Here is a 22,217-nt window from a genome sequence, read left to right as displayed (position 1 = left end):
TCATGCTAATTCTCCGATAAGACTGGAGATTTGCAGGCTGCTCAACCCGGCGCTTTGCATCAACCCGCTCAACGAAGGCTGCAGTTTTTTCTGCTGTTCCAGCGCGTGGTCGACAGCAGACTGCCCGACGACCCCTTCCTGCACCAGGAAATCGCCAAATTGCATATCACTGCGTTCATAGCGCAGCAGAACTGCTTTCAGCACGGCCGCATCCAGATAGCTTTCAGTGATCAACACTTCCGCAAATAAAATTTGCCCGGAAACGTACTCGTGCCATAACGCTTCTGCCCGCTTCGGACTCAGCATCCCCGCTGCCGCCGCTCTGGAAAGCAACGCAAATTGCTCCGTATTTTGCGTTTCGCCGTACCCGTGCCTTAGCCCAACCACAACCTCACCACGAGGCACGATGACGTAGCGCACAGGTCGGCCAATCTTGCGTGCCAGTGCGGCCAGCGAAACAGGATCCAGCGAGCTTTCACTGGCGAGAACCAATTTATCTGGCTCTTCTCTCAGCGGCAGTACCGCGTAATGACGAGCCACCCCGGCAGGTAACTCCGCGATGAGTCGTTTATCGAGACAGCGGCAATCCATACGCTCCATGGGAACACCAGCCTGTTCTGCCAACGCCTGTGCAAGTTGCAGCACGTTGATAACGCCACTTCTCAGCAAACGCCCGCCAAGTTTCAATCCTGGAATCCGCTGCTGTATGGCTTCATCGAGTTGAGCCTGGCTGATCATGCCGTGTGCCATCAGTATTTCGCCCAGCGGACGCAGGGCCGGATCCCGTGGCAGCGTGTGAGGAAAGTCATGGCGGGTTTTGTCCCAGGCCACACAGCGCGGATCGCCGTACAGGATCACCAGCCGTATAGCACGGCAATTAGCCATAAAATTGATCAGCGCCCCCCAGAATAACCGGGGAATACTGAGTAACCCCTGCCGGAGCCCGTAAAAACCGCTGACGAAAATAATACGCTGCAAGATGCGATTGGCTAGCAGGCCAAGGTTGATCCACAGCAGGATGACGAACCATTGGTCACAGCACAAAATTGACATGAATTGCCAGGCATCATCCACGGTATGCTCATAAATCCATAGCCCACCCAGTTGAATCGCTATCAGCATCACGGCAAAACCCAGGAAATTTACCAGGCCGCTCTTTCTGTCTCGCCACAGGAAGTAATTTAGCCTCCAGCTTGACGTCCAGCGGTGGGTTTTGAACCCCTGAAAGACAGTGCCGATGATCCAGCGTGATTTCTGCCTTACCGCCTCGCGAAATGTATCCGGGAAATATTCACGAACGCACACCACATTAGCCATTCGCCGTCTGGCCCCAAACGACCTCTTTCGCTCCCCGGCATCGTCCATCACCTGAAAACGGCAGAAAGTCTCCGTCATGCCTTTTTTTCGCAGACGGAAACTGATGTCGTATTCCTCGCTCAGGCTTTGTGCGTCGAAAGCACGCCCCTCACCGTCCGCAAGCAGCGCAAGGATGGCCCGGCGACTAAAGCAGGTTCCGACGCCAGCGCTGGGCACTTGTCCCGCCAGGATTTCACGAACGGGTACATCTTTACCCTGCAGTTCGGAAAATTCATCCAGATAACTCAGGCTGGTGAAATGCTTCCAACTTCGTTCCAGCGGGTAAACAGGAAGCTGAATCAGATCGTTGCGGTCGACCAGGGAATTAAACAGGCGCAGCTCAAACGGGGAGATAACATCCTCTGCATCATGGAGAACAAAACCGGAGAAGCTAAAACAGGCGTCGCGCTCAAACAGGAAAACAGCATCCAGGATGTTGTTCAGACAGTCAGCTTTGTTGGTTGGGCCAGGCCGGGCACAAACGACCTTATGCACGTTGGGAAAGCGAGCGCAAACATCTTCAACGTCGCGCTGGGTGGTGAAATCATTCGGGTAGATACCAATGAAAATATGGTAGTTTTCGTAGTCAATCGAGGTCGCCGCAAGGCGGGTCATTTTGCCCACAACGCCCGTTTCATGCCAGGCTGGCACCAATATTGCTAACGGTTTTTCCTGAAGCTGAAGCAACGTCTGGCGGCTGACTTGAGGATGTTGACGACGGACGGTAAAGGCGCGCCACAGGCGACGAAGCCAATACACAGCGTCAATAAAAAGGTCGTCTATTCCACTGATAAATATCAGAATAGCCAAACCCATTGCGATTACTTTGACACCATAAAGATAGCTCGAAAAGTAATCTACCCACCCGTCCATGCCTTACCCCAGAGGTTAAGTTGTCGTTTATCTGGCGGCGGTTTTTTTGTCACCATCAGAATGTTACCGGTATCATAGGGGAACAGAATATTCTGATAAAGCATCATGCTTCATTTATTTTTGATTTAAACCGCAAACAAACTGGAGATTAACTTTTAAACCAGTTGAAGACGCTGGATTTAACAAATTAAACAGCCCATAAACATCAAGCGCGATGGCCTGGCCTTTTTGCTGTGCCGTCTTTCGAAAACTGTGCCGCCAGGTCAAAATAGCGCTCCGCAATCGCCGTCTCTCACTGGATACCCCAACATGACCTATAGCTGGCTTATTCTCGCAATCGTCGCCGAAGTGATTGCTACCACTGCGTTAAAACTCTCTGATGGTTTCAGCCGCCTGTGGCCCAGCGTCGTGACAGTTCTGTTCTATGGCGTTGCGTTTTATGCGCTGTCTATCACCATGCGCACTATCCCAACCGGGATCATTTATGCGATCTGGTCAGGTGCCGGGATCGTCTTGATAGGTATGATTGGCTGGCTTTTCCTGGGGCAAAAGCTCGACTGGCCCGCGCTCGCGGGGATGGCGTTAATTATTCTCGGCGTGCTGGTAATTAACCTGTTCTCCAAATCCGTAGCCCATTAATCAAAACGGGCTGTCTTAAAAAGGCAGCCCGCGTCGGTCGTCAATTCTGCTCCGCCACCATAATGGCCATAGTGTCCGGCTCCAGCGCACGAAAAATATGCGGCTGATCCGCCGGGTAACAAATATAATCCCCAACCCCCAGCTCAGCAGCAGACTCCGTCAGGCCGACCAGCGCCCGCCCCTGGGTCACAATCATATGCTCCACGGACCCCGGCGGATGCGGCTCCGACAGCCTCGGCGTCCCCGGCTGTGCTTCAACCAGATAGATATCCCGGCGCACGCCTGGCGGGCAGGTTGCCAGCAAAATAGCCACATAATTAGCCTGTTCGGCGGCGATGCGGCTGCCTTCTCCCCGGCGAATAATCTGTGTTCTGGCACTTTGCGGTTCCAGCAGCGTGGCAAACGGAATATTCAACGCCACGCACAGCGCCCAAAGCGTTTCCAGGCTAGGATTGCCGTTCCCGGCCTCCAGTTGTGAAAGCGTGGATTTCGCAATCCCGGCTCTTCGAGCCACTTCCGCCAGCGACAGCCCTGTGCGCCCGCGTTCCCGCACCAGACTTTTGGCGATAGTGTCTATTGGCTGGGTCATAAAACTCCCCCACTGTTCGGTAAAATGAACGATTCGTTCGCTTGATATAGTAGCAGATTGCAGTCATTATAATGGCGATTTCGTTCGATATGGAAACCATTAGATGATGCGCGAACACCTCCGCACCCTGCCCGGAGACACCAAAAAAGCAATATTTCTGGTCTGCCTGGCCGTCGGCGTCGTGGGCGTTTCCTACGGCTCGCTTGCAATGGCCTACGGATTCCCCCTCTGGTTGCCGGTTCTGGCCTCTTTTGTCGTCCTGGCGGGGGCGTCCGAGTTTATGTTTATCGGCATTATTGCCAGCGGCGGTAATCCTTTTGCGGCCGCGATGGCCGGCCTGTTGGTCAACGCCAGACATATTCCGTTTGGCGTGGCCGTGCGTGAACTGGTGGGCACGCGCCTGCTAAGCCTTCTGGGTTGCCATATCATGAACGACGAAAGCGTCGTGTTCGGCCTGTCTCAGGCCACGCCTGAAAAACGCAAAGCTGCCTACTGGCTCTGCGGGGCTGGCGTCGCGCTCTTCTGGCCTGCTGGCACGCTGCTCGGCGCAGGCGTGGGTAGCCTGCTTCCTTCCCCGGAGGTGATCGGGCTGGACGCCGTTTTCCCGGCAATTTTGCTGGCGCTGGTGATCCCGGCGTTTAAAAGCCGTACCACTCTGGTTCGCGCCTCGACCGGTGCCGCCATTTCCCTTGCCGCCACGCCTTTCGCTCCCGTCGGGCTGCCGGTGCTGCTTTCCATGTTAGGCCTGCTGGCGAGGAAAAAATAATGACCAATACATTGACCGTGCTTGCCGGACTGGCCGTACTTTCAGCTGGAACCTGGCTGATGCGCTTTAGCGGCGCCAGGCTCGGCAGCAAGCTGGCGCTTTCCGAACGTTCGCAAAAGCTGCTTAACGACGGGGCAACGACCCTGCTGTTCTCTGTGGCGCTGGCAACCACCTTTTTTGAAGGAGCTCATTTCGCCGGGTATGCCAGGTTTGCAGGCGTTGCCGTGGCCGTTGTCCTTGCCTGGCGCAAAGTGCCGCTGATTTTTGTCATCATCGCCGCGGCACTGGTTACCGCCCTCCTGCGCCTGGCCGGTATTCACTGATGGGCTGCCGCTATTGCGCGGCCTTTCGCATATTCAGCCTTAACCACAGTGCAACAAAACGCCTTCCTTGCTCGTTTTTACCTTGCTGACAAACCTTTAAATCACTTTTGATTCGCCGAATAGTGTCGCACTGGGATTGTCGCTAGAGTAGCGAGGTTCCGTGCTGACACAGCCTCTCACCCCGGCCCTCTCCCCTCAGGGGAGAGGGCCGGGGTGAGAGGAAAAAAGCAGCACCTTACCACCAAAGAAAAAACACCCACGAGGCGTGGCAAGATGGCAATAAAACACCCCCTGAACACTATCCTGTTATTAATTGTTACCGCACTCTTCTCCGGCCAGACGATGGCTGAACGCCACGGGCATGAATACTTCGTGGTGAAAGATATGGATATTCAGCTTAGCCACCAGGCCGACAGCAATGAACTGCGCCAAGCGGCAGAAGATTCCGCTGATGATTTTCGTGAACACCATCATGCGGTAACCCACAGACGGCCAGCCACCTGTTTGCGTTAAGTCGATTTTCAACAATCGTTAGTAAATTTTCTTCGTTCTCATCCTTTATTGCCTGAGTTGTTATGAGTTTCAAGGCGCTGCGCGCGCCGCTAAAAATCAGACAATAAAGGATAACACCATGCCATCATCGCCTCGCCAGAACACGATCGCTCGCGGTCTGGCATTAGCAGCAGCCTTTGCTGCTTTCAGCACCAGCGCCGCCCCGGTAAAAGGCGGGGAATTGGTCTACCTGGAACAACAGGCTCACACCAACCTTTATCCTCCGGCCGGGGGCTTTTACCCGAACGGCGGGATCCTGAACCAAATCACCGACAAACTGACCTGGCAAAATCCCAAAACGCTGGAAGTGGAGCCCTGGATTGCCGAATCCTGGACCAGCAATGCTGACAAAACCGAATACACCTTCAAGCTGCGCCCGGGCGTGACTTTCTCCGACGGTACTCCGCTGGACGCCAATGCCGTCGCCAAAAACTTTGACACTTACGGCCTCGGCAACAAAGCCCTGCGCCTGCCGGTATCGGAAGTGATCAACAACTACGATCACAGTGAGGTTGCTGACCCGCTGACCGTGAAGTTCTTCTTCAAAAAACCGTCGCCGGGATTTTTACAGGGCACGGCAACCATCGGCTCCGGCCTGGTTTCCCTGAAAACGCTGGCGCGCACTTTTGACGAGCTGGGTGATGCCCGCAATATCATCGGTTCCGGCCCGTTCGTGGTGCAAAACGAAACCCTGGGCCGTGAAGTCGATTTGGTGGCACGCAAGGACTACCAGTGGGGGCCGAAAAACAGCCCGCAACAGGCGCCAGCCAACCTCGACGGCATTAAGATTCTGGTGACACCGGAAGACAGCGTGCGCATCGGCGCGCTGCTGGCAGGCCAGGCGGACTTTATTCGCCAGGTGCAGGCTTATGATGAGAAACAAGCCACCGATCAGAAGTTCCCCATTTACGCCGCCCCTACCCGTGGCGTGAACGACGGCATTGCGCTGCGCCCGGATAACCCGCTGGTCGCCGACGTCAAAGTTCGCCAGGCGCTGCTGCACGGTACTAACGCTCAGCAGGTTGTCGATACTCTTTTCTCCGCCAATTACCCGGTCGCCACATCGGTGATTGCCAGCACCGCAGCGGGTTATGTTGACCTGCGCGATAAGCTGAAATACGACCCTGCGCTGGCCAACAAACTGCTCGATGAAGCCGGCTGGCAAAAAGGCAGCAACGGCATTCGTCAGAAAGACGGCAAGCCGCTGGCGCTGACCATTTACGAATCCCTGCCGCAGCCGCAGAACAAAGAAGTGCTGCAGCTGGTTGCCCAGCAGTGGAAGCAAATCGGCGTGGGTTTGAGCGTGCGCGCCGGGGATGCCGGTAGCCGGGTGCTGGATACCAACGATCCGCAGAAAACTGGGGTTAACGTCATCGAAGTGGGTCGCGCTGACCCGGACGTGATCAAAAGCCAGTTCCATCCCGCCAACCGTGACGCCCTGCTGCAAAAAGGCGGCCTCAGCGCCACCTCGCAGTTTACCGACGACAAGCTGAATGCCCTGCTGGTTGGGATCTCTTCCGAAGTGGACCCGCAGAAGCGCCTGGCGCTGGCGGGCGATGCCCAGCGCTATCTTATCGACCAGGCGTACGTCATTCCTATCTTTGAAGAGCCGCAGGTCTTTGCCGGTGCGCCGTGGCTGAAAGGCGTGGCGTTTGAAGCGGTCGGACGCCCGTCGTTCTACGCCGCCTGGCTTGAAAAACACTAAGGGGCAACCATGACACGTTATCTGGCCGGGCGCGTAACCCAGGCGTTGCTGGTACTGTGGGCGGCTTATAGCGTGTCGTTCATTCTTCTACAGCTGTTGCCGGGCGATGCCGTCTTGATCAAATTCCAGAACCCGGATCTCGGCCTTAGCGCCGAACAAATTCAGGAGATGCGGGTGATCTACGGCGAAAACACCACGCTCTGGCAGCAATATTTGACGACGCTCGGCCATATGCTGCGCGGTGAGTTTGGTTACTCCATCGAGGCTGGCGTTTCCGTCAGCAAGCTGATTGCCGCCAACCTTCCTTCGACGCTGCGCCTGGCCGGGCTGGGGTTTGCCGCCGCGATGATTCTCGCTGTGGGCATTTCAGCGGCCTCAACCCTCGCACCGCTACGCGGGTTAAGAACGCTCTTTGCCAACCTTCCGGCGCTGTTCATTGCCGTACCGACGTTTTGGCTCGGTATTGCGCTCATCCAGCTGTTTTCCTTCCAGTGGCGGCTGATTCCGGTGATCAATCCCGGTTTCTGGCAGGGGCTGATTTTGCCGGTCGCCACGCTTGCGGTGCCCATTAGCGCCCCGCTTGCCCAGTTGCTGATGCGAAACATCGACCAGGTGCTGACTCAGCCGTACGTCGCCGTTGCACGGGCAAAAGGCGGCAGCCGCGCCGGAGTACTGTGGCGACACGTGGCCCGCAACGCTCTGCTGCCGGTGCTGACCGTGGCCGGTTTGCTGTTGGGTGAACTGATTGCCGGGGCACTTATCACCGAAACCGTCTTTGGCCTTAACGGCCTGGGTCAACTGACGCAGCGGGCGGTGAATAATCAGGACGTCGCCGTGCTACAGGCAGTGGTGATGATTTCCGCCCTGAGCTTCGTGGTCATTAATCTGCTGGTGGATGTGCTTTATCCCCTGCTCGATCCTCGCCTTAAGTCTATTCGGGGAGTAACCGCATGACGACCGTTGATATCAATACTCCGCTGCCGCGCCGTGCGGTAAGCCGTTTTTCGGGTCTGCGCGCTAACATCCAGCCCGGTCTTTGGCTGGCCTGGTTAACGCTGATTATTGTCGCACTTTGGGCACTGTTCCCGGCACTGTTTACTCAGTGGAGCCCAACCGAAGGTGTACCGGGCGCGCAGCGTCTTGCGCCTCAGGCCGGGCACTGGCTAGGCACCGATCAGCTTGGCCGCGATCTCTATGCGCGAATCGTCTGGGGCGCATCGCATTCGCTTTCCGGGGCGCTGGTCGCGGTGACGCTCGGGCTGGTGGTCGGCACCGCACTTGGCATCCTGGCCGGAGCAACCGGCGGTAAAACGGAACACGCGCTCATGCGCGGCGTGGATGTGCTGCTGGCCATTCCCGGTCTGCTGCTGTCGCTTAGCGTCATTATCCTGCTTGGCTTTGGTACGGTGAACGCCGCAATCGCGGTGGGCGTTACGTCTATTGCTAACTTTACCCGCCTGGCGCGCGCAGAAGTGGTTCGTATTCGCCACAGCGATTATGTCGAGGCCGCAGTCGGCAGTGGCGGTACCTTCCTGCAGGTGCTTTGGCGCCATATTTTACCGAACGCTTTGACCTCCGTGTTCGCCTTTGCCGCGCTGCAGTTCGGCTCCGCCATTCTGGCGCTGTCTACGCTAAGTTTTCTGGGTTACGGCACCCCACCGCCGACGCCGGAATGGGGACTGCTGATTGCCGAAGGCCGGAACTATCTGGCAACGGCCTGGTGGCTTTCTACCTTCCCCGGCGTGGTTGTCGTGGCCGTCGTGCTTGCCGTGAATCGTCTTAGCCACCACTTTGCCCGGAGATCGTCATGAATACGCCGCTGCTAAAAATCACTGACCTGAGCATCGCTTGGCGCCAGCGCGGCGGTAACAAACGCGTGGTGCATAACGCCTCCTTTAGCCTGAACGCCGGAGAGGTGCTGGCGATAGTGGGCGAATCCGGCTCCGGAAAAACCACCCTCGCCCAGTCGATTATTGGGCTGCTGGGCGAAAACGGCGTGATTGAATCCGGTGAAATTCAGCTCAACGGGGAAACCATCAACCGCTGGTCAGACCGCCAGCTCGATGCCCTGCGCGGAGCCAGTATCAGCCTGATCCCGCAGGATCCGGGCAGTTCCCTGAATCCGGTAAAAACCATCGGCCAGCAGGTGGCCGAAGTGCTGAAACTTCACACCCGGCTGCCTAAAGCCGAGCGGGAAAGCCAGGTTGTGGCCCTGCTTGAAAAAGTGGGTCTGAGCCACCCGGCGCAGCGTGCGGGCCAATATCCGCACCAACTTTCCGGCGGGATGAAACAGCGGGTGCTGATCGCCATGGCTATCGCCCTGAAACCCGCGCTGATTATTGCCGATGAGCCAACCAGCGCGCTGGACGTTACGGTGCAGAAACGCATTCTTGATTTGCTGGAGACTCTGCGGCGCGAGTCCGGTACGGCTGTACTGTTTGTGACACACGACCTGGCGCTGGCCGCCCAGCGTTCCGACCACATTCTGGTGTTCCGAGACGGGCGAATCCAGGAGGCTGGCCCAACGGCTGACGTCGTTCGACAGCCTAAAAACCCCTATACCCGCCAGCTGTTTGCCGATGCTCCTGGGCTGTCGCGCACGCTGCGAGCCTGGCCTTTACGCGCCCCGCAAACGGCGGCCATCGAAATCCGCAACCTGAGCCAGCATTTTTCCCTGGGGAAAGGCAGTGACCAGACGCTTCGGGCTCTGGACAATGTGTCTTTTACCGTGGCCAAAGGCACCACCCACGCGCTGGTCGGCGAGTCTGGATCGGGTAAATCCACGCTTGCACGCATTTTGCTGGGTTTCCAGAAACCGGACAGCGGGCAAGTGCTGATCGACGGGATCAATACCACCGATCTCAGCCCGGAAGCCCGCCGCCAGCTCCGGCAGAAAATTCAGCTGGTGTATCAGAATCCTTTCGCGTCGCTTGATCCGAGCCAGACGCTTTTTCGCATCATTGAGGAGCCACTGCTTAACTTCGGCAAGCTGTCGAAGGCCGAGCGGCGCGCCAAAGTAGAAGCGATAACCGAACGCGTGGCGCTCCCGCTGGAGGCGTTGACCCGCAAACCTCGCGAGCTTTCCGGCGGGCAGCGGCAGCGCGTAGCGATAGCCCGCGCGCTAATTCTTGAACCGCAAATTCTGGTGCTGGATGAGGCTACCTCTGCGCTGGATGTCACGGTGCAGGCACAAATTCTGCGCCTGCTCGACGACTTGCAGCAACAGCTAGGCCTGACTTACCTGTTTATCTCCCATGACCTCGCCACCGTGCGCCAGCTGGCACACAGCGTTTCGGTCCTGCGTGCCGGAGAACTGATGGATAACGGCCCGATTGCCGACGTATTTCACGCCCCGGCCAGCGATTACACCTGGCAGTTGCTTAACGCTATTCCCGACATTGGCCCCGGCCATAAGGACGTTGCATGACCATCAAACGACTGGGCTTTTTTACCCGCCTGCTTGACCACGCCCCGGCCGCCGAACGCTATCGGTTGGCAACGGAACAAATTATTCATGCCGAATGGCACGGCTTTGACGCCGCCTGGGTGGCACAGCACCACTTTCACGAGGCCGAAGGCGGCCTGCCCGCCCCGCTGGTCTTTCTGAGCCACGTGGCGGCGCATACCCGGCGCATACGTCTTGGCACAGGCATTATTACCCTGCCGATGGAATCCGCGCTGCGCGTGGCCGAAGACGCGGTTGTCCTGGATCTGCTTAGCGGCGGGCGTTTTGAACTTGGCGTCGGCTCCGGCGGCACACCGGGATCCTTTCCGGCATTTGGGCTACAAAGCGCGGAAAGAGGGAAAATTTACGCCGACAACCTCGCATTACTGCGCTCAGCCCTTAACGACGAGCCGCTTGCGGGCACTGATAACCATCTTTATCCGGCCTCCCCGCAGCTAAAAAATCGGATCTGGCAGGCAACGTTTTCCATTGACGGCGGCGCGCGGGCAGGAAAAGCGGGCGATGGACTAATGCTTTCCCGCACTCAACCTCGCCCGGCTGACGCGCTGGATACCCCGCTGGATGAGATACAAAACCCGATCATCGATGCCTACCTGGACGCCTTGCCAGAGGGCATTGAGCCGCGCATCCTGGGGTCAAGAACCGGTTTTGTCACCGACGACGGCGGACTGGCAAGGCAGCTCGCGGCCAAAGGGCTGCGCCAGCAGGCAGAACAGCACCGGGCGCAGGGGCATCCGGTTTTGGGCGATACGCTGGATAGCCACATTGCCTCGTTTGATGTTCACCTGGGGACGCCGCAGCAGGTCATTGCCTCCCTGGCGCGCGACAGCACGCTCCAGCGCGTGACAGACCTTTCGTTCCAGGTGCATTCCATCGATCCGCCGCACGCTTATATTTTGCGTTCCATCGAACTGCTCGCGCAGCAGGTTGCCCCGGTGCTTGGCTGGGTTCGCAGCAGCGCCCGCCCAACCTCTACATCGTCATTGTCTAAGGAGTCATTATGAGTCATTCGGATCTGCTCAATCACCTGGCAGACATTATTCCCGGCACCGCGCTTGCCGAAGCACGGGAAATCCGCGAGGCCGCCACAGCCCACGCGCAGGGCAGCTATGAGGCGCTTTTCGGTGAGGCCAGCTCAAGTGGCCTGACGTTAGTGGAAAGACTTCACCTCGCCAGGCGAGTGGCGGAATGGCACGACGATGCCCGGCTCACGGATCATTACACCCAGCGTCTGGCAGGCAAACCCGCCAGCGAACGCTTTAGTACTTTGCTCCATCATGCCGAAAGACTGAGTTTCCAGCCGGTGCAGGCGGGCCCGCAGGACGTCAAAGTGCTGATTCAGGTTGGCTTTAGCGAAGAAGAAATAGTGACACTGTCACAGATTGTTGGCTTCGTTTCCTTCCAGAGTCGCCTGCTGCGTGGCTTACGCCTGATTGGCGGTCAGCCGGTAGACGGCGAACAGGTCCGCATTCCCGCCGCCGGAGAGTGGCACCGCCAGCCGTTAACCGCCAGCGGCAAATCCGCCCCGGTGGCGTTTACCCAGGCCGAACTTAACTGGGAGCCCTGGATAGCCGCCCTGCCTTACGCGGAATACGGCCAGGAACAGCAGGAAACTCTGAAACGCTTTGGGCATCAGGATTCGGATTATTTCCGCCTGTTGGGCCGTAATCTGCCGGTACTGGAGCAGCGCACGCTTACCGATAAAGGCATTTTCTATACGCCCGGCGGTTTGCCGCGCGCCGAGCGAGAACTTGCCGCTACGGTGACCAGCAAGGTCAACGGCTGCATTTACTGCGCCTCTGTGCACGCCCGCAAAGCCAGCCAGCTGTCAAAACATAACGAAGCCATCGAGCGGTTGCTTGCCATCGAACCTGCCGGGACGCTGAGCGACGGGCAGTCACCCCGCTGGCAGGCAGAAATTAACTTTTCGGCGGCGCTATCCGCCACCCCGGCGAGCGCCAATGCTCAACAGATACATGCCCTGAGGGAATTGGGATTAAGCGAGCTTGAGTTGCTGGATTTGGTGCAGTCCACGCCCTTTTTTGCGTGGGCCAACCGTCTGATGCTCACCCTGGGCGAGCCGTTTAACTGAGTGCAGCAAGACAAAACGTGTCGGGGAAAGATGATCCCCCGGCACGCTTAGTGATGTCGTAACGGACGATTAATGATTCGCCGCCTGGCGAAGATCGCAAACCCGGATAGCTTTCCCTTCGGAGCGCGGCAGACTGCCGCAGTTCACAATGGTGATATACGTTGAAATCCCCACCATCGACTTAATGCGGTGCCGCAGTTCGTGGCAAACTGCGCAGCGCTGTTCGTGGCTGAGATACAGGCTACTTTCCTTCAGTTCCACCTTGATCGCCAGGGTATCCAGGTGACCGCGACGATGCACCTCTAGCTGATAATGCGGTGCCAGGTGCTGGAACTTCAGGATCTCCTCTTCCAGCTGGGACGGGAACACATTCACGCCCCGGATAATCAGCATATCGTCTGAACGCCCCGTAATCTGATCCATACGGCGCATGGTACGAGCGCTGCCCGGCAGCAGCCGCGTTAAATCTCGGGTACGGTAGCGGATCACCGGCAGCGCCTCTTTGGTCAGCGTAGTGAACAGCAGTTCGCCTTGCTCGCCGTCGTCCAGCGGGACGCCGCTCTGTGGATCAACGATTTCCGGGTAGAAATGGTCTTCCCAAATCGTCGGGCCATCGCGCGACTCCAGGCATTCCATCGCCACGCCCGGCCCCATCACTTCAGACAGGCCGTAAATGTCCAGCGCGGTAATCCCCAGGCGGCGTTCAATTTCCGCTCGCATGGCTTTGGTCCACGGCTCCGCACCAAAAACGCCAACGCGAAGCGAACAGCCGCTGGCATCGCCGCCCATCTGCCGCTCCAGCTCTTCAATCAGGTTCAGGCACCAGGACGGCGTGACCATAATCATGTCCGGTTTAAAATCACGAATCAGCTGCGCCTGTTTTTCCGTCTGGCCGCCGGACATCGGGATCACGGTCGCCCCGAGGCGTTCTGCGCCGTAGTGCGCCCCCAGCCCGCCGGTAAACAGCCCATAGCCGTAGGAGACATGAATTTTATCTTTTGGCGTTCCGCCTGCGGCACGCAGCGAGCGCGCCACGAGGTTAGCCCAGGTATCAATGTCGTTTTGGGTGTAGCCCACAACCGTAGGTTTACCTGTGGTGCCGGAGGAGGCATGGATGCGAACGACCTGCTCCATCGGCACCGCAAATGTATCGAAAGGATAGTTATCGCGCAGATCCTGCTTGGTGGTGCAAGGGAACAGGCGAATGTCTTTCAGCTCTTTAAAATCGTCAGGGTGTACGCCCACGGCGTCAAATTTGCGCTTGTACATCGGGACGTTGCTGTAGGCATGATTCAGCGTCCATTTCAGGCGCTGCGTTTGCAGGGCCTGGAGTTCATCCAGCGATGCGGTTTCAATCGGTTCCAGCTTAGTTTCAGAGGTTATCATTATTAGGGTACTCGCAGGTTTGACTAGCTCACACGCTCAAGGACCAGGGCAATGCCCTGACCCACACCGATACACATGGTGCAAAGGGCATACCGCCCGCCGCGCCGGTGCAGCTCCAGGCTGGCCGTTAACGCCAGTCTGGCTCCGCTCATCCCCAGCGGGTGTCCTAAGGCAATCGCGCCGCCGTTAGGATTCACATGCGGGGCATCATCCGGAAGCCCCAGTTGGCGAAGCACGCCGAGCGCCTGCGCGGCGAAGGCTTCGTTAAGTTCAATCAGATCCATGTCGTGGATGCTTAGCCCGGTCATTTCCAGCACTTTACGCACTGCCGGTACCGGCCCCAGCCCCATCAGGCGAGGCTCTACGCCCGCCGTCGCCATGGCGACAATGCGCGCCTTAGGCGTCAGGCCGTGCTGCAGCGCAGCAGCTTCGCTGGCGATAATCAGTGCCGCCGCCCCGTCGTTCACGCCGGAAGCATTCCCCGCCGTTACGACGCCGTTCGCACGGAACGGGGTTTTTAGCGCCGCCAGTTGCTCAAGCGTAGTTTCTGCACGCGGGTGTTCGTCTTCCCTTACTTCCGTCACGGCACCTTTGCGGCCGCTTAGCGTGACCGGCACAATCTCTTCAGCCAGAATGCCTTTCTGCTGCGCGAGAGCGGTACGCTGCTGACTGCGAAACGCAAACCGGTCCTGGTCCTCACGGCTTATTTTTAACAATTCCGCTACATTCTCTGCCGTTTCCGGCATGCTGTCAGTACCAAATTGCGCCGCCATGAGCGGGTTCACAAAACGCCAGCCAATGGTGGTGTCAAACATCTCGGCCTGGCGCTGGAACGGCGAGCTGGCCTTGCCCATCACAAACGGCGCACGGGACATGGATTCCACCCCACCTGCCAGCATTAACTGAGCATCGCCGGCTTTGATGGCGCGAGCCGCAAAGCCCACGGCATCCAGCCCGGAGCCGCACAGGCGATTGATCGTGGTGCCCGGTACGCCCTGGGGTAAACCGGCCAGCAGCGTCGCCATGCGCGCCACGTCGCGGTTGTCTTCCCCGGCCTGGTTCGCGCAGCCCAAAATCACGTCATCGACGGCGCTCCAGTCGATATTGGGGTAGCGCGCCAGCAGCGCCTTTAGCGGCAGCGCGGCCAGATCATCCGCACGCACGCTCGAAAGCGCACCACCGTAACGCCCAATCGGGGTGCGTACGCCATCGCAAATAAAAGCCTGACTCATAATTTTTCTCCTGAAACCGTCGTACCTATGCGATGGGCGCGGCCACGAAACAGCGCCAGCGTCTTCTCGTCCTGATTAATGATTTCGATGTCGTAGACGCCGGTCTGCCGCCCCTGCTGGCGCACCCGAGCCACCGCTTTCAGGCGATCGCCGGCCTTGCCGGGGCGCAGAAATTCAATGCTGCAGCCGGAAGCCACCGCCGCCAGCCCCTGGCTGTTGCAGGCGTAGGCAAAGGCGGTATCGGCGAGCGTAAACAGCTGCCCGCCGTGGCAGGTCTGGTGCCCGTTGAGCATGGCCTCGGTGATGGTCATGGTGAGCAGCGCAAAACCGTCACCCATCTCAACCACTTCAATGCCCATCTGTCTGGCGCAGTTGTCCCGCGCGTACATCAGGCGGGCGTTATCCCAGGCGTTAGTGCTCATGTTGGTTCTCCAGCAGCGCGCGCTGGCGCAGTAAAGAGGTCGGGCGGTAGCGTTCTTCGCCGTAATGGCGCTGCAGGTTTTCCAGCAGCGTCAGGATGTTTTGCCAGCCCAGCCTGGCTCCCCAGGCCAGCGGCCCATGCGGATAATTCACGCCGAGCAGCATCGCGGTATCGATGTCGGCTTCCGCAGCCACCCCTTTTTGCAGCGCATCCAGCGCTTCGTTGGCGAGCATCGCCACGGTGCGCCAGGCCAGCATGCCGGGGTAGTCACTGATCACCAGCACTTGTTTGCCCTGCTGTTGGAAGTAATGAATGACCTTCGCCAGCTGCGGCGGCGTGACTGAAGCCGAAGGTGCTAACACTTCCAGCGAAGACTCGGCGAGCTTGTCCCGCAGCACCAAGGGGCGTTTAAGCTCAGCCGACATGGCGGTGGCCGTCATGCCACTGGTTATGGCGACAACGATGCCGTCAATGTCGAGGGTTTTACCGGACTGCGTGACCTGTTTAGCCGCCAGTTCGGCAGGCACTTGAGGTTGATATTCCGGCTGCGCCTCAAGCGGCCAGCGATAAACGCCCTGCCCGGTTTTCTTGCCCAGCCGCTTGCCAAGTACCAGTTCCTGCTGGGCGAGAGAAGGCAGGAAACGGCGCTCCTGCCAGAAGGCGTTAAACACCGAGCAGGTGACGGCGAAGTTGACGTCCTGACCGATCAGATCCGTTAACGCCAGCGGCCCCATCGGGAAGCCCGCCCCGTCGCGTAATACGGCATCAATAGCCGCCGCCGGGGCAACCTGCTCCTCCAGCGCGCGCCAGGCTTCGGCATAAAAAGGCCGTGCCACGCGATTGACTATAAATCCCGGCGTGGAATGGCAGCGCACCGGCTGTTTTCCCCAGCGCAGCGCCAGTTCGCAAAGCCGATCGGCAATCTCTGGGGAGGTTTCCAGGCCGCTGACCACTTCGACCAGTTTCATCACCGGCGCAGGGTTAAAGAAATGCAGGCCGACCACGCGCGCCGGGTGGCTGATGCCGCTGGCGATGGCGGTGATAGAAATGGATGAGGTATTGCTGGAAAAGACGGTATCAGCGGCGCAGACCGCCGCTAAATCGCGGAAGATGGCCTGCTTGACGTCAATTTGTTCGGCGGCGGCCTCAATCACCAGCGCGGCCTGAGTCAAATCAGCCAGCGTTTCCGCTGGATGCAGCCGGGCAAGCGTTGACTGACGAAGAGCCTCGTCAAGTTTGCCTTTCGCTACGCGGGCGCTGAGCGCGGTATCAATCCCGTCAATCGCGCGCTTCGCCGCACCGGGCTGAATGTCGTACAGCCACACCGTATGACCCGCACTGGCAGCCACCTGGGCAATACCTGCGCCCATGGTGCCGCTGCCAATCACCGCAATCACGGCCTCAGGAGTTAACATGCTTATTTCCCCTTAAAGGTGGCCGGGCGCTTCGCCAGAAAAGCCGAAACCCCTTCGCGGTAATCTTCGCTGCGGCCGGCCAGGCGCTGATAGTCGCGCTCCAGGTCGAGCTGGGCATCCAGGGTGTTGGTTTCCGAGGCGTAAAGCGCCTGCTTGATAAGCCCCAGGCCAAAGGTCGGCTGGGTAGCAAAGTGCAAGGCCAGCTGGCGAGCGGTATCGCTGAGCTGTTCGTCGTCCACGACCTGCCAGATCATGCCCCACTCATGTGCCTGCTCCGCGGTTAGCGTGTCGCCGAGCAACGCCAGCCCCATAGCACGCGCCCGCCCGGTCAGACGGGGTAAAAACCAGGTGCCGCCACAGTCGGGCACCAGCCCCAGCTTGCTGAACGACATAATGAATTTTGCTGAGCGCGCAGCGATAACCATGTCGCAGCCCAGCGCCAGCGTGGCTCCGGCTCCGGCAGCCACGCCGTTAACCGCCGCAATCACCGGCTTCGGTAATTTCGCCAGGCGGCGCAGCAACGGGTTGTAGAAAGTTTCAACGGAATAGCCTAAATCGGGTGCATCGCCGCTTGGGTCAACATTGCGGTCGTTGAGGTCCTGCCCCGCGCAGAAGCCGCGCCCTTCGCCCGTGATCAGCAGGCAGCGAATGGTTTCATCTCGCTCGGCCTGGGTGAGGACTTCCGCCAGTTGACGATGCATCTCGTCGTTAAAGCTGTTCAGCCGCTCCGGGCGGTTAAGGGTCAGGGTCATCACCCCGTTTTGCACATCGCTAACAATAAAACTCATGATTAACGTCCTTTGAATTCAGCAGGTCGTTTTTCCAGAAAAGCAGCGATGCCTTCCTGACGATCTTCGGTGGCGGCGAGCAGCGTAAAGAGCTGGCGCTCCTGCAGCAGTCCCTGACTCAGGCCTGTGTTCTGCGCCTGTTGAAGCGCATTTTTGGCGGCCTGCAGCGCCAGCGGCGCATGGCGAGCAATACTGACGGCAAGCTTCTGCGCGTATTCAAGCGTTAAGGCTGCGGGATGCACTTCGGCAACCAGCCCGGCACGTAAAGCCCGATCAGCGTCGATAGCTTCGCCGCTCAGCACCATCCGGTAAGCCAGCGCCTTGCCTACGCTGCGGATAAGCCGCTGCGTGCCGCCCGCGCCTGGCATAATCCCCAGCGTGATTTCCGGCAGGCCGAAGCGCGCGTTATCCCCGGCCACGATGATGTCGCTCAGCAGTGCCAGCTCGCAGCCAGCCCCTAGCGCATAGCCGTTCACGGCGGTGATTAGGGGTTTAGGGAAACGCTCGATGCGCGCCCAAAGCTGTGGCCGGGGATCATTGAGCGTGGCCGGCATATCCCGGCTCGCCATCTCTTTTAGATCTGCCCCGGCAGCAAAAAAACGTTCGTTGCCGGTAATAACGACGGCACCAATGGAGGCGTCCTGCTGTGCGGCTTCTAACGCTTCGGCAATCAACGTCAGCAGCGCGTTGTTGAGCGCATTCCGCGCCTGAGGGCGGTTTAGCGTCAGGGTTAGCGCCCGACCGTTTTGCTGGCTAAGTAGTTCGCTCATCACAATCCCTGCGCATCAAAGTCGAGCACCACGTCGTCGCCCTTTGGCAGCGCCTGGCAGCTCAGCACGTAGCCTGCGGCTAGCTGATCCGGCTCCAGGCTGTAGTTAACGCCCATTTCTACTTCGCCCTGCAGCACTTTGCAGCGGCAGGTCGCGCAGACGCCACCTTTACAGGCATACGGCAGATCTGCGCCCTGGCGTAGCGCTGCGTCGAGAATGCTTTCGTCCCCGGCGGTCAGGGTAATCTGGCGATCCACGCCATCTTGACGCAAGGTGACGGTTTTACCCGCCGCCTGAGCGCGTGAACGAGCACCCGGCGCGATGCCCGGCGTGTTGAAATGTTCGAGGTAAATATCCTGCGGCGCGACGCCCATCTCTTTCAGCGCAGCTTCGCTGGCCTGCATCATGCTTTGCGGGCCGCAGATAAACGTGCGGTCAAAGCCTTTGACGTCCAGCAGGTGGTCGCCAAGCTGCTTCAGTTTTTCGCCATCCAGTCGGCCACTAAGCAGTTCGCTGTCCGATCTTTCCTGGCTGAACAGGTAGATCAGCTGCAGGCGCTGCGGGTAGCGGTCTTTCAGGTCGGCCAGTGCCTGGCGGAACATCATGCTGGCGCTGCTGCGGTTGCCGTAAACCAGCGTCACGCTGCTTTCTGGTTCGGTAGCGAGCGTGGCGCCGATAATGGCCAGCATCGGCGTAATGCCTGAGCCAACGGCGAGCGCCAGATAGTTCCCGCGGGTTTTCGCCTCAGGCTGGTAGCCGAACGTCCCCTGCGGCACCATCACCTCTAGCGACATCCCGGCGACTAAATCGCTGACCGCGTATTGTGAAAAACGGCCACCTTCTATGGCTTTTACCGCCACGCAGATTTCACCGGGATTCTCAGCGCGACAGATGGAATAGCAGCGGCGCAACTCCTCCCCGCCCAAACGGGCTTTCAGCGTCAAATGCTGCCCTGGGCGAAAGCGATACTGCCCGCGCAGCGCGTCCGGCACCGCAAAGGTAATCGCCACCGCCTCTGCGGTTTCGGGTTCGATACGTGCCACTTTCAGGGAATGAAACGTTGTCATGGCATCCTCAAATACATTTAAAGTAATCAAAGGGTTCCCGGCAGCTGTTGCAGCGGTATAGCGCTTTACAGGCCGTGGAGCCGAATTCACTGATGAGAGAAGTGTGTTCGCTCCCGCAGCGTGGGCAAGTTACCTGGCCGGCGACCGTCGCGTGGCAGGCATGCCCTTGCGGTGGGCTGATGCCGTATTCACGCAGCCGGGTTTTAGCCTCCGGCGACATCCAGTCCGTCGTCCAGGCGGGATGCAAAACCTGCCGGATATGCACCGGACTGAGCTGAGCGCCTTCCAGCGCTTCACGGATGGCGGCCAGCAAAAATTCAGTGGCCGGGCAGCCGGAATAGGTTGGCGTAAACCCGATATGCCAGCCATCCGGGCGGTGCTCGACACTGCGTACCATCCCGAGGTCGGTGATGGTCAGCACCGGGATTTCCGGGTCACTGATTTCACTCAGCAGACGCCAGACGTCGCGGACGGCAGCGGGCTGAAGCGTGGCGGTTTGCATCCTCTCCTCCTTACCACTGCTGGTTCGGGTAAGCGCGCTGCAGGTACTGCATTTCAGCCAACAGCGGGCCGAGGTGTTCGGTGTGCAGGCCCTGCTTACCACCAGTGCGGTATGGCGCCTCTGCTGGAGCCTGCAGTGAGGCATCGCTCAGCCCGGCGGTCACTTCTTGCAGCCATTCGGCTTTGAGGCTAAGCGGATCGGCGGCGATGCCCTGCTCCGCCAGCATGGTTTCCAGCTCATCGGCAACGAACATTTCACCGCTGAAGCGCCACAGTTTGTTTAAAGCACTTTGCGTTTTTGTCTGCGAAAGCTCAGTGCCGTTGCCCAGGCGAACTAACCAGCCACGACTGAAACGCAGGTGATAGCGCACTTCTTTAATGGCTTTGGCTGCGATGGCCGCCAGCTGCGGATCTTTGCTTTCCACCAGGCGGCTGAACAGCGAGACGTGCCAGGCATCCAGCAGGTACTGACGCACCAGCGTTTCAGCGAAATCACTGTTGGGCTGTTCCGCCAGCAGCAGATTGCGGTATTCGCGCTCGTCGCGGCCAAAGGCCAGCCTGTCTTCGTCAAGGTGCTCGCCTTCGCGCTCGGCGGCGTAGGTCAGGAAGTTGCGAGCCTGGCCTAGCAGGTCGAGGCCAATGTTGGCCAGCGCAAGGTCAATCTCCAGCTCCGGCGCATGGCCGCACCAGGCGCTCAGGCGCTGGGCCAGCACGAGGCAGGTGTCGCCGAGGCGCAGGCTATAGGTCGCTACAGGATCGAGTGTCATCGGCGGCCTCACATGTGCTCGATGCCGTCAGGCAGCGTGTAAAACGTTGGGTGGCGGTAGACTTTGCTGTCAGCCGGGTCGAAAAATTCCGGACGTTCTTCCGGCTGTGAAGCGACGATTTCGCTCGCCTTCACCACCCAGATGGAACAGCCTTCGCTGCGGCGGGTGTAGGCGTCGCGGGCATTTTCCAGCGCCATCTGGTCGTCGGCCGCGTGCAGGCTGCCAACGTGGCGATGGGACAGCCCTTTTTTATTGCGAATAAAGACTTCGTACAGCGGCCAGTAAATTTTGCTCATTTCATACTCCTTCAGGCGGCGGTGCGGGCCTGTTGTTTTTCGGCATACGCAAGGGCGGCTTCGCGCACCCATGCCCCCTCTTCCCAGGCTTTACGCTTGGCGGCGAGGCGCTCTTCATTGCATAAGCCACGCCCGGCCACCACTTCGTTAAATTCCTGCCAGTCAATTTCGCCAAAGCGGTAATGGCCGGTAGCCTCATCCAGATGCAGATCGGAGTCCGGCACGGTCATCCCCAGCAGCTCAACCTGCGGCACGGTGTTGTCGACAAAGCGCTGACGCAGCTCGTCATTGCCGAAGCGTTTGATTTTCCAGGCGAGACTTTGGGCGCTGTTCGGCGAGTTGTCATCGTTGGGCCCGAACATCATCAGCGCGGGCCACCAGAAGCGGTTAATCGCGTCCTGCAGCATCTGACGCTGTTCGGGGCTGCCGTTCGCCAGCACGGTGCAGGCTTCAAACCCCTGCCGCTGGTGGAAGCTTTCTTCCTTGCAGATTTTCACCATCGCCCGGGCGTAAGGCCCGTAAGAGGTACGGCACAGCGCAACCTGGTTAACGATGGCGGCGCCGTCGACCAGCCAGCCAATCACGCCGATGTCGGCCCAGTTAAGCGTCGGATAGTTAAAGATGGAGGAGTACTTCATCTTGCCGTCGAGCATCTTCTGATAGATATCTTCCCGGGCGCAGCCCAGGGTTTCCGCAGCGCTGTAGAGGTACAACCCGTGCCCGGCTTCATCCTGCACTTTGGCCAGCAGAATGGCCTTGCGGCGCAGGCTGGGGGCGCGTGTTATCCAGTTACCTTCCGGCAGCATGCCGACGATTTCTGAATGCGCATGCTGGCCTATCTGGCGGATCAGCGTTTTGCGGTAAGCCTCCGGCATCCAGTCCTGCGGCTCTATGGCGGTCTCCTGCTGGATGCACTCATCAAAGCGTTCTTGTTCTGTCACGGCATCACCTTATGATTCAATTTAACTCAACACATTACGATATTACGAATCACATTATGATTAAAAGTTACAGATAAGTTAATGAAGATCGCAAAGATTACACCGCACGTTTGTGAGGCTTATCACGATAAATATCATAAACTAGAGACTTATCATTGATATAAATCAAAGACAAAAAGCACACCCCATTACAATGTTAACAATTTATTAAATTACAGCTTGATTTTTATGATTCATAAAATAAAAACTATAAGCATTAAATGCAGCATGTA

23 protein-coding genes are annotated in these 22,217 nt (G+C 58.6%); 10 read left to right on the top strand and 13 right to left on the bottom strand.

Translation table 11 applies throughout. From position 1 onward, the window contains the following. Positions 1-2,229, bottom strand: coding sequence for a glycosyl transferase family protein (locus B9Y90_RS07040; protein WP_085540728.1), 2,229 nt, complete (start codon positions 2,227-2,229; stop codon positions 1-3). 309 nt (positions 2,230-2,538) lie between these two features. Here B9Y90_RS07040 and B9Y90_RS07035 point away from each other — a divergent pair, with 309 nt between their 5' ends. Then, complete coding sequence (locus tag B9Y90_RS07035) at positions 2,539-2,868, top strand: SMR family transporter (protein ID WP_085540727.1); 330 nt, start codon at positions 2,539-2,541, stop codon at positions 2,866-2,868. Positions 2,869-2,908: 40 nt separating this feature from the next. Here the strand turns inward: B9Y90_RS07035 and B9Y90_RS07030 are convergent, their stop codons facing one another. Continuing rightward, positions 2,909-3,457 (bottom strand): helix-turn-helix domain-containing protein, encoded by a 549-nt coding sequence (locus tag B9Y90_RS07030; protein WP_008461431.1) that lies wholly within the window; start codon positions 3,455-3,457, stop codon positions 2,909-2,911. A 106-nt stretch (positions 3,458-3,563) separates the two neighbouring features. On the opposite strand from B9Y90_RS07030, the gene B9Y90_RS07025 reads away from it, so the two are divergent. The 9 genes from B9Y90_RS07025 to B9Y90_RS06985 all read left to right on the top strand — a co-directional run bounded on the left by B9Y90_RS07025 (position 3,564) and on the right by B9Y90_RS06985 (position 12,361). Continuing rightward, positions 3,564-4,223 (top strand): AzlC family ABC transporter permease, encoded by a 660-nt coding sequence (locus B9Y90_RS07025; protein ID WP_039306238.1) that lies wholly within the window; start codon positions 3,564-3,566, stop codon positions 4,221-4,223. Next, on the top strand, positions 4,223-4,546 hold the full coding sequence (locus B9Y90_RS07020; protein ID WP_085540726.1) for an AzlD domain-containing protein: 324 nt from the start codon (positions 4,223-4,225) through the stop codon (positions 4,544-4,546). The genes B9Y90_RS07025 and B9Y90_RS07020 overlap by 1 nt, the downstream gene beginning before the upstream one ends. Before the next feature lie 273 nt (positions 4,547-4,819). Continuing rightward, on the top strand, positions 4,820-5,059 hold the full coding sequence (locus tag B9Y90_RS07015; RefSeq protein ID WP_085540725.1) for a DUF2554 family protein: 240 nt from the start codon (positions 4,820-4,822) through the stop codon (positions 5,057-5,059). 118 nt (positions 5,060-5,177) lie between these two features. Beyond that, positions 5,178-6,803 carry a TIGR04028 family ABC transporter substrate-binding protein gene (locus tag B9Y90_RS07010; RefSeq protein WP_085540724.1) on the top strand — a complete coding sequence of 542 codons (1,626 nt, stop codon included), beginning with the start codon at positions 5,178-5,180 and terminating at the stop codon, positions 6,801-6,803. 9 nt (positions 6,804-6,812) lie between these two features. Next, positions 6,813-7,757: an ABC transporter permease gene (locus B9Y90_RS07005; protein ID WP_085540723.1), complete on the top strand. Its 945-nt coding sequence runs from the start codon at positions 6,813-6,815 to the stop codon at positions 7,755-7,757. Then, positions 7,754-8,614, top strand: a complete 861-nt coding sequence (locus B9Y90_RS07000) for an ABC transporter permease (RefSeq protein ID WP_085540722.1) — start codon at positions 7,754-7,756, stop codon at positions 8,612-8,614. Before B9Y90_RS07005 ends, B9Y90_RS07000 begins: the two co-directional genes overlap by 4 nt. Beyond that, positions 8,611-10,230: a dipeptide ABC transporter ATP-binding protein gene (locus B9Y90_RS06995; protein ID WP_085540721.1), complete on the top strand. Its 1,620-nt coding sequence runs from the start codon at positions 8,611-8,613 to the stop codon at positions 10,228-10,230. Before B9Y90_RS07000 ends, B9Y90_RS06995 begins: the two co-directional genes overlap by 4 nt. Further along, positions 10,227-11,273, top strand: a complete 1,047-nt coding sequence (locus tag B9Y90_RS06990; protein WP_085540720.1) for a putative FMN-dependent luciferase-like monooxygenase — start codon at positions 10,227-10,229, stop codon at positions 11,271-11,273. Before B9Y90_RS06995 ends, B9Y90_RS06990 begins: the two co-directional genes overlap by 4 nt. Beyond that, positions 11,270-12,361 (top strand): alkylhydroperoxidase domain protein, encoded by a 1,092-nt coding sequence (locus B9Y90_RS06985; RefSeq protein ID WP_085540719.1) that lies wholly within the window; start codon positions 11,270-11,272, stop codon positions 12,359-12,361. Before B9Y90_RS06990 ends, B9Y90_RS06985 begins: the two co-directional genes overlap by 4 nt. 69 nt (positions 12,362-12,430) lie before the next feature. Here the strand turns inward: B9Y90_RS06985 and paaK are convergent, their stop codons facing one another. Genes paaK through paaA form a run of 11 tightly spaced genes read right to left on the bottom strand, consistent with a single transcriptional unit; the run spans position 12,431 to position 21,945 of the window. After that, on the bottom strand, positions 12,431-13,747 hold the full coding sequence (gene paaK, locus B9Y90_RS06980; protein ID WP_085540718.1) for a phenylacetate--CoA ligase PaaK: 1,317 nt from the start codon (positions 13,745-13,747) through the stop codon (positions 12,431-12,433). Positions 13,748-13,770: 23 nt separating this feature from the next. Then, complete coding sequence (gene pcaF, locus B9Y90_RS06975; protein ID WP_085540717.1) at positions 13,771-14,979, bottom strand: 3-oxoadipyl-CoA thiolase; 1,209 nt, start codon at positions 14,977-14,979, stop codon at positions 13,771-13,773. Continuing rightward, positions 14,976-15,401 carry a hydroxyphenylacetyl-CoA thioesterase PaaI gene (paaI, locus tag B9Y90_RS06970; RefSeq protein ID WP_039293238.1) on the bottom strand — a complete coding sequence of 142 codons (426 nt, stop codon included), beginning with the start codon at positions 15,399-15,401 and terminating at the stop codon, positions 14,976-14,978. The genes pcaF and paaI overlap by 4 nt, the downstream gene beginning before the upstream one ends. Beyond that, positions 15,391-16,815, bottom strand: coding sequence for a 3-hydroxyacyl-CoA dehydrogenase (locus tag B9Y90_RS06965; RefSeq protein ID WP_085540716.1), 1,425 nt, complete (start codon positions 16,813-16,815; stop codon positions 15,391-15,393). Before B9Y90_RS06965 ends, paaI begins: the two co-directional genes overlap by 11 nt. Positions 16,816-16,817: 2 nt before the next feature. Next, the gene (gene paaG, locus B9Y90_RS06960; protein WP_085540715.1) at positions 16,818-17,606 is read right to left on the bottom strand and encodes a 2-(1,2-epoxy-1,2-dihydrophenyl)acetyl-CoA isomerase PaaG; all 789 of its coding nucleotides are present in this window, start codon (positions 17,604-17,606) and stop codon (positions 16,818-16,820) included. After that, positions 17,606-18,373: a 2,3-dehydroadipyl-CoA hydratase PaaF gene (paaF, locus tag B9Y90_RS06955; RefSeq protein WP_085540714.1), complete on the bottom strand. Its 768-nt coding sequence runs from the start codon at positions 18,371-18,373 to the stop codon at positions 17,606-17,608. The genes paaG and paaF overlap by 1 nt, the downstream gene beginning before the upstream one ends. Continuing rightward, positions 18,373-19,440, bottom strand: coding sequence for a 1,2-phenylacetyl-CoA epoxidase subunit PaaE (gene paaE / locus B9Y90_RS06950; RefSeq protein WP_085540713.1), 1,068 nt, complete (start codon positions 19,438-19,440; stop codon positions 18,373-18,375). The genes paaF and paaE overlap by 1 nt, the downstream gene beginning before the upstream one ends. Positions 19,441-19,447: 7 nt before the next feature. Further along, positions 19,448-19,942 (bottom strand): 1,2-phenylacetyl-CoA epoxidase subunit PaaD, encoded by a 495-nt coding sequence (gene paaD, locus B9Y90_RS06945; protein WP_085540712.1) that lies wholly within the window; start codon positions 19,940-19,942, stop codon positions 19,448-19,450. A 10-nt stretch (positions 19,943-19,952) separates the two neighbouring features. After that, positions 19,953-20,708: a 1,2-phenylacetyl-CoA epoxidase subunit PaaC gene (gene paaC, locus B9Y90_RS06940; protein ID WP_085540711.1), complete on the bottom strand. Its 756-nt coding sequence runs from the start codon at positions 20,706-20,708 to the stop codon at positions 19,953-19,955. 8 nt (positions 20,709-20,716) lie between these two features. Beyond that, positions 20,717-21,004, bottom strand: coding sequence for a 1,2-phenylacetyl-CoA epoxidase subunit PaaB (gene paaB, locus B9Y90_RS06935; RefSeq protein WP_008461407.1), 288 nt, complete (start codon positions 21,002-21,004; stop codon positions 20,717-20,719). 11 nt (positions 21,005-21,015) lie between these two features. After that, entirely contained in the window at positions 21,016-21,945 is a 930-nt protein-coding gene (paaA, locus tag B9Y90_RS06930; protein ID WP_085540710.1) for a 1,2-phenylacetyl-CoA epoxidase subunit PaaA, read from the bottom strand. Positions 21,946-22,217 lie beyond the last annotated feature (272 nt).

This window comes from Cedecea sp. NFIX57, from assembly GCF_900177785.1.
GTDB classification, from domain to species: Bacteria; Pseudomonadota; Gammaproteobacteria; order Enterobacterales; family Enterobacteriaceae; genus Cedecea; species Cedecea neteri_C.
The sequence above is the reverse complement of the archived record's forward strand: the minus strand, read 5'-3'. Positions and strand labels throughout refer to the sequence as shown.

Excerpts from the sequence above, each read along its gene's own strand:
- B9Y90_RS07040 (WP_085540728.1), bottom strand. The coding sequence starts at position 2,229 with ATGGACGGGTGGGTAGATTACTTTTCGAGCTATCTTTATGGTGTCAAA.
- B9Y90_RS07035 (WP_085540727.1), top strand. The coding sequence starts at position 2,539 with ATGACCTATAGCTGGCTTATTCTCGCAATCGTCGCCGAAGTGATTGCT.
- B9Y90_RS07030 (WP_008461431.1), bottom strand. The coding sequence starts at position 3,457 with ATGACCCAGCCAATAGACACTATCGCCAAAAGTCTGGTGCGGGAACGC.
- B9Y90_RS07025 (WP_039306238.1), top strand. The coding sequence starts at position 3,564 with ATGCGCGAACACCTCCGCACCCTGCCCGGAGACACCAAAAAAGCAATA.
- B9Y90_RS07020 (WP_085540726.1), top strand. The coding sequence starts at position 4,223 with ATGACCAATACATTGACCGTGCTTGCCGGACTGGCCGTACTTTCAGCT.
- B9Y90_RS07015 (WP_085540725.1), top strand. The coding sequence starts at position 4,820 with ATGGCAATAAAACACCCCCTGAACACTATCCTGTTATTAATTGTTACC.
- B9Y90_RS07010 (WP_085540724.1), top strand. The coding sequence starts at position 5,178 with ATGCCATCATCGCCTCGCCAGAACACGATCGCTCGCGGTCTGGCATTA.
- B9Y90_RS07005 (WP_085540723.1), top strand. The coding sequence starts at position 6,813 with ATGACACGTTATCTGGCCGGGCGCGTAACCCAGGCGTTGCTGGTACTG.
- B9Y90_RS07000 (WP_085540722.1), top strand. The coding sequence starts at position 7,754 with ATGACGACCGTTGATATCAATACTCCGCTGCCGCGCCGTGCGGTAAGC.
- B9Y90_RS06995 (WP_085540721.1), top strand. The coding sequence starts at position 8,611 with ATGAATACGCCGCTGCTAAAAATCACTGACCTGAGCATCGCTTGGCGC.
- B9Y90_RS06990 (WP_085540720.1), top strand. The coding sequence starts at position 10,227 with ATGACCATCAAACGACTGGGCTTTTTTACCCGCCTGCTTGACCACGCC.
- B9Y90_RS06985 (WP_085540719.1), top strand. The coding sequence starts at position 11,270 with ATGAGTCATTCGGATCTGCTCAATCACCTGGCAGACATTATTCCCGGC.
- paaK (WP_085540718.1), bottom strand. The coding sequence starts at position 13,747 with ATGATAACCTCTGAAACTAAGCTGGAACCGATTGAAACCGCATCGCTG.
- pcaF (WP_085540717.1), bottom strand. The coding sequence starts at position 14,979 with ATGAGTCAGGCTTTTATTTGCGATGGCGTACGCACCCCGATTGGGCGT.
- paaI (WP_039293238.1), bottom strand. The coding sequence starts at position 15,401 with ATGAGCACTAACGCCTGGGATAACGCCCGCCTGATGTACGCGCGGGAC.
- B9Y90_RS06965 (WP_085540716.1), bottom strand. The coding sequence starts at position 16,815 with ATGTTAACTCCTGAGGCCGTGATTGCGGTGATTGGCAGCGGCACCATG.
- paaF (WP_085540714.1), bottom strand. The coding sequence starts at position 18,373 with ATGAGCGAACTACTTAGCCAGCAAAACGGTCGGGCGCTAACCCTGACG.
- paaE (WP_085540713.1), bottom strand. The coding sequence starts at position 19,440 with ATGACAACGTTTCATTCCCTGAAAGTGGCACGTATCGAACCCGAAACC.
- paaD (WP_085540712.1), bottom strand. The coding sequence starts at position 19,942 with ATGCAAACCGCCACGCTTCAGCCCGCTGCCGTCCGCGACGTCTGGCGT.
- paaC (WP_085540711.1), bottom strand. The coding sequence starts at position 20,708 with ATGACACTCGATCCTGTAGCGACCTATAGCCTGCGCCTCGGCGACACC.
- paaB (WP_008461407.1), bottom strand. The coding sequence starts at position 21,004 with ATGAGCAAAATTTACTGGCCGCTGTACGAAGTCTTTATTCGCAATAAA.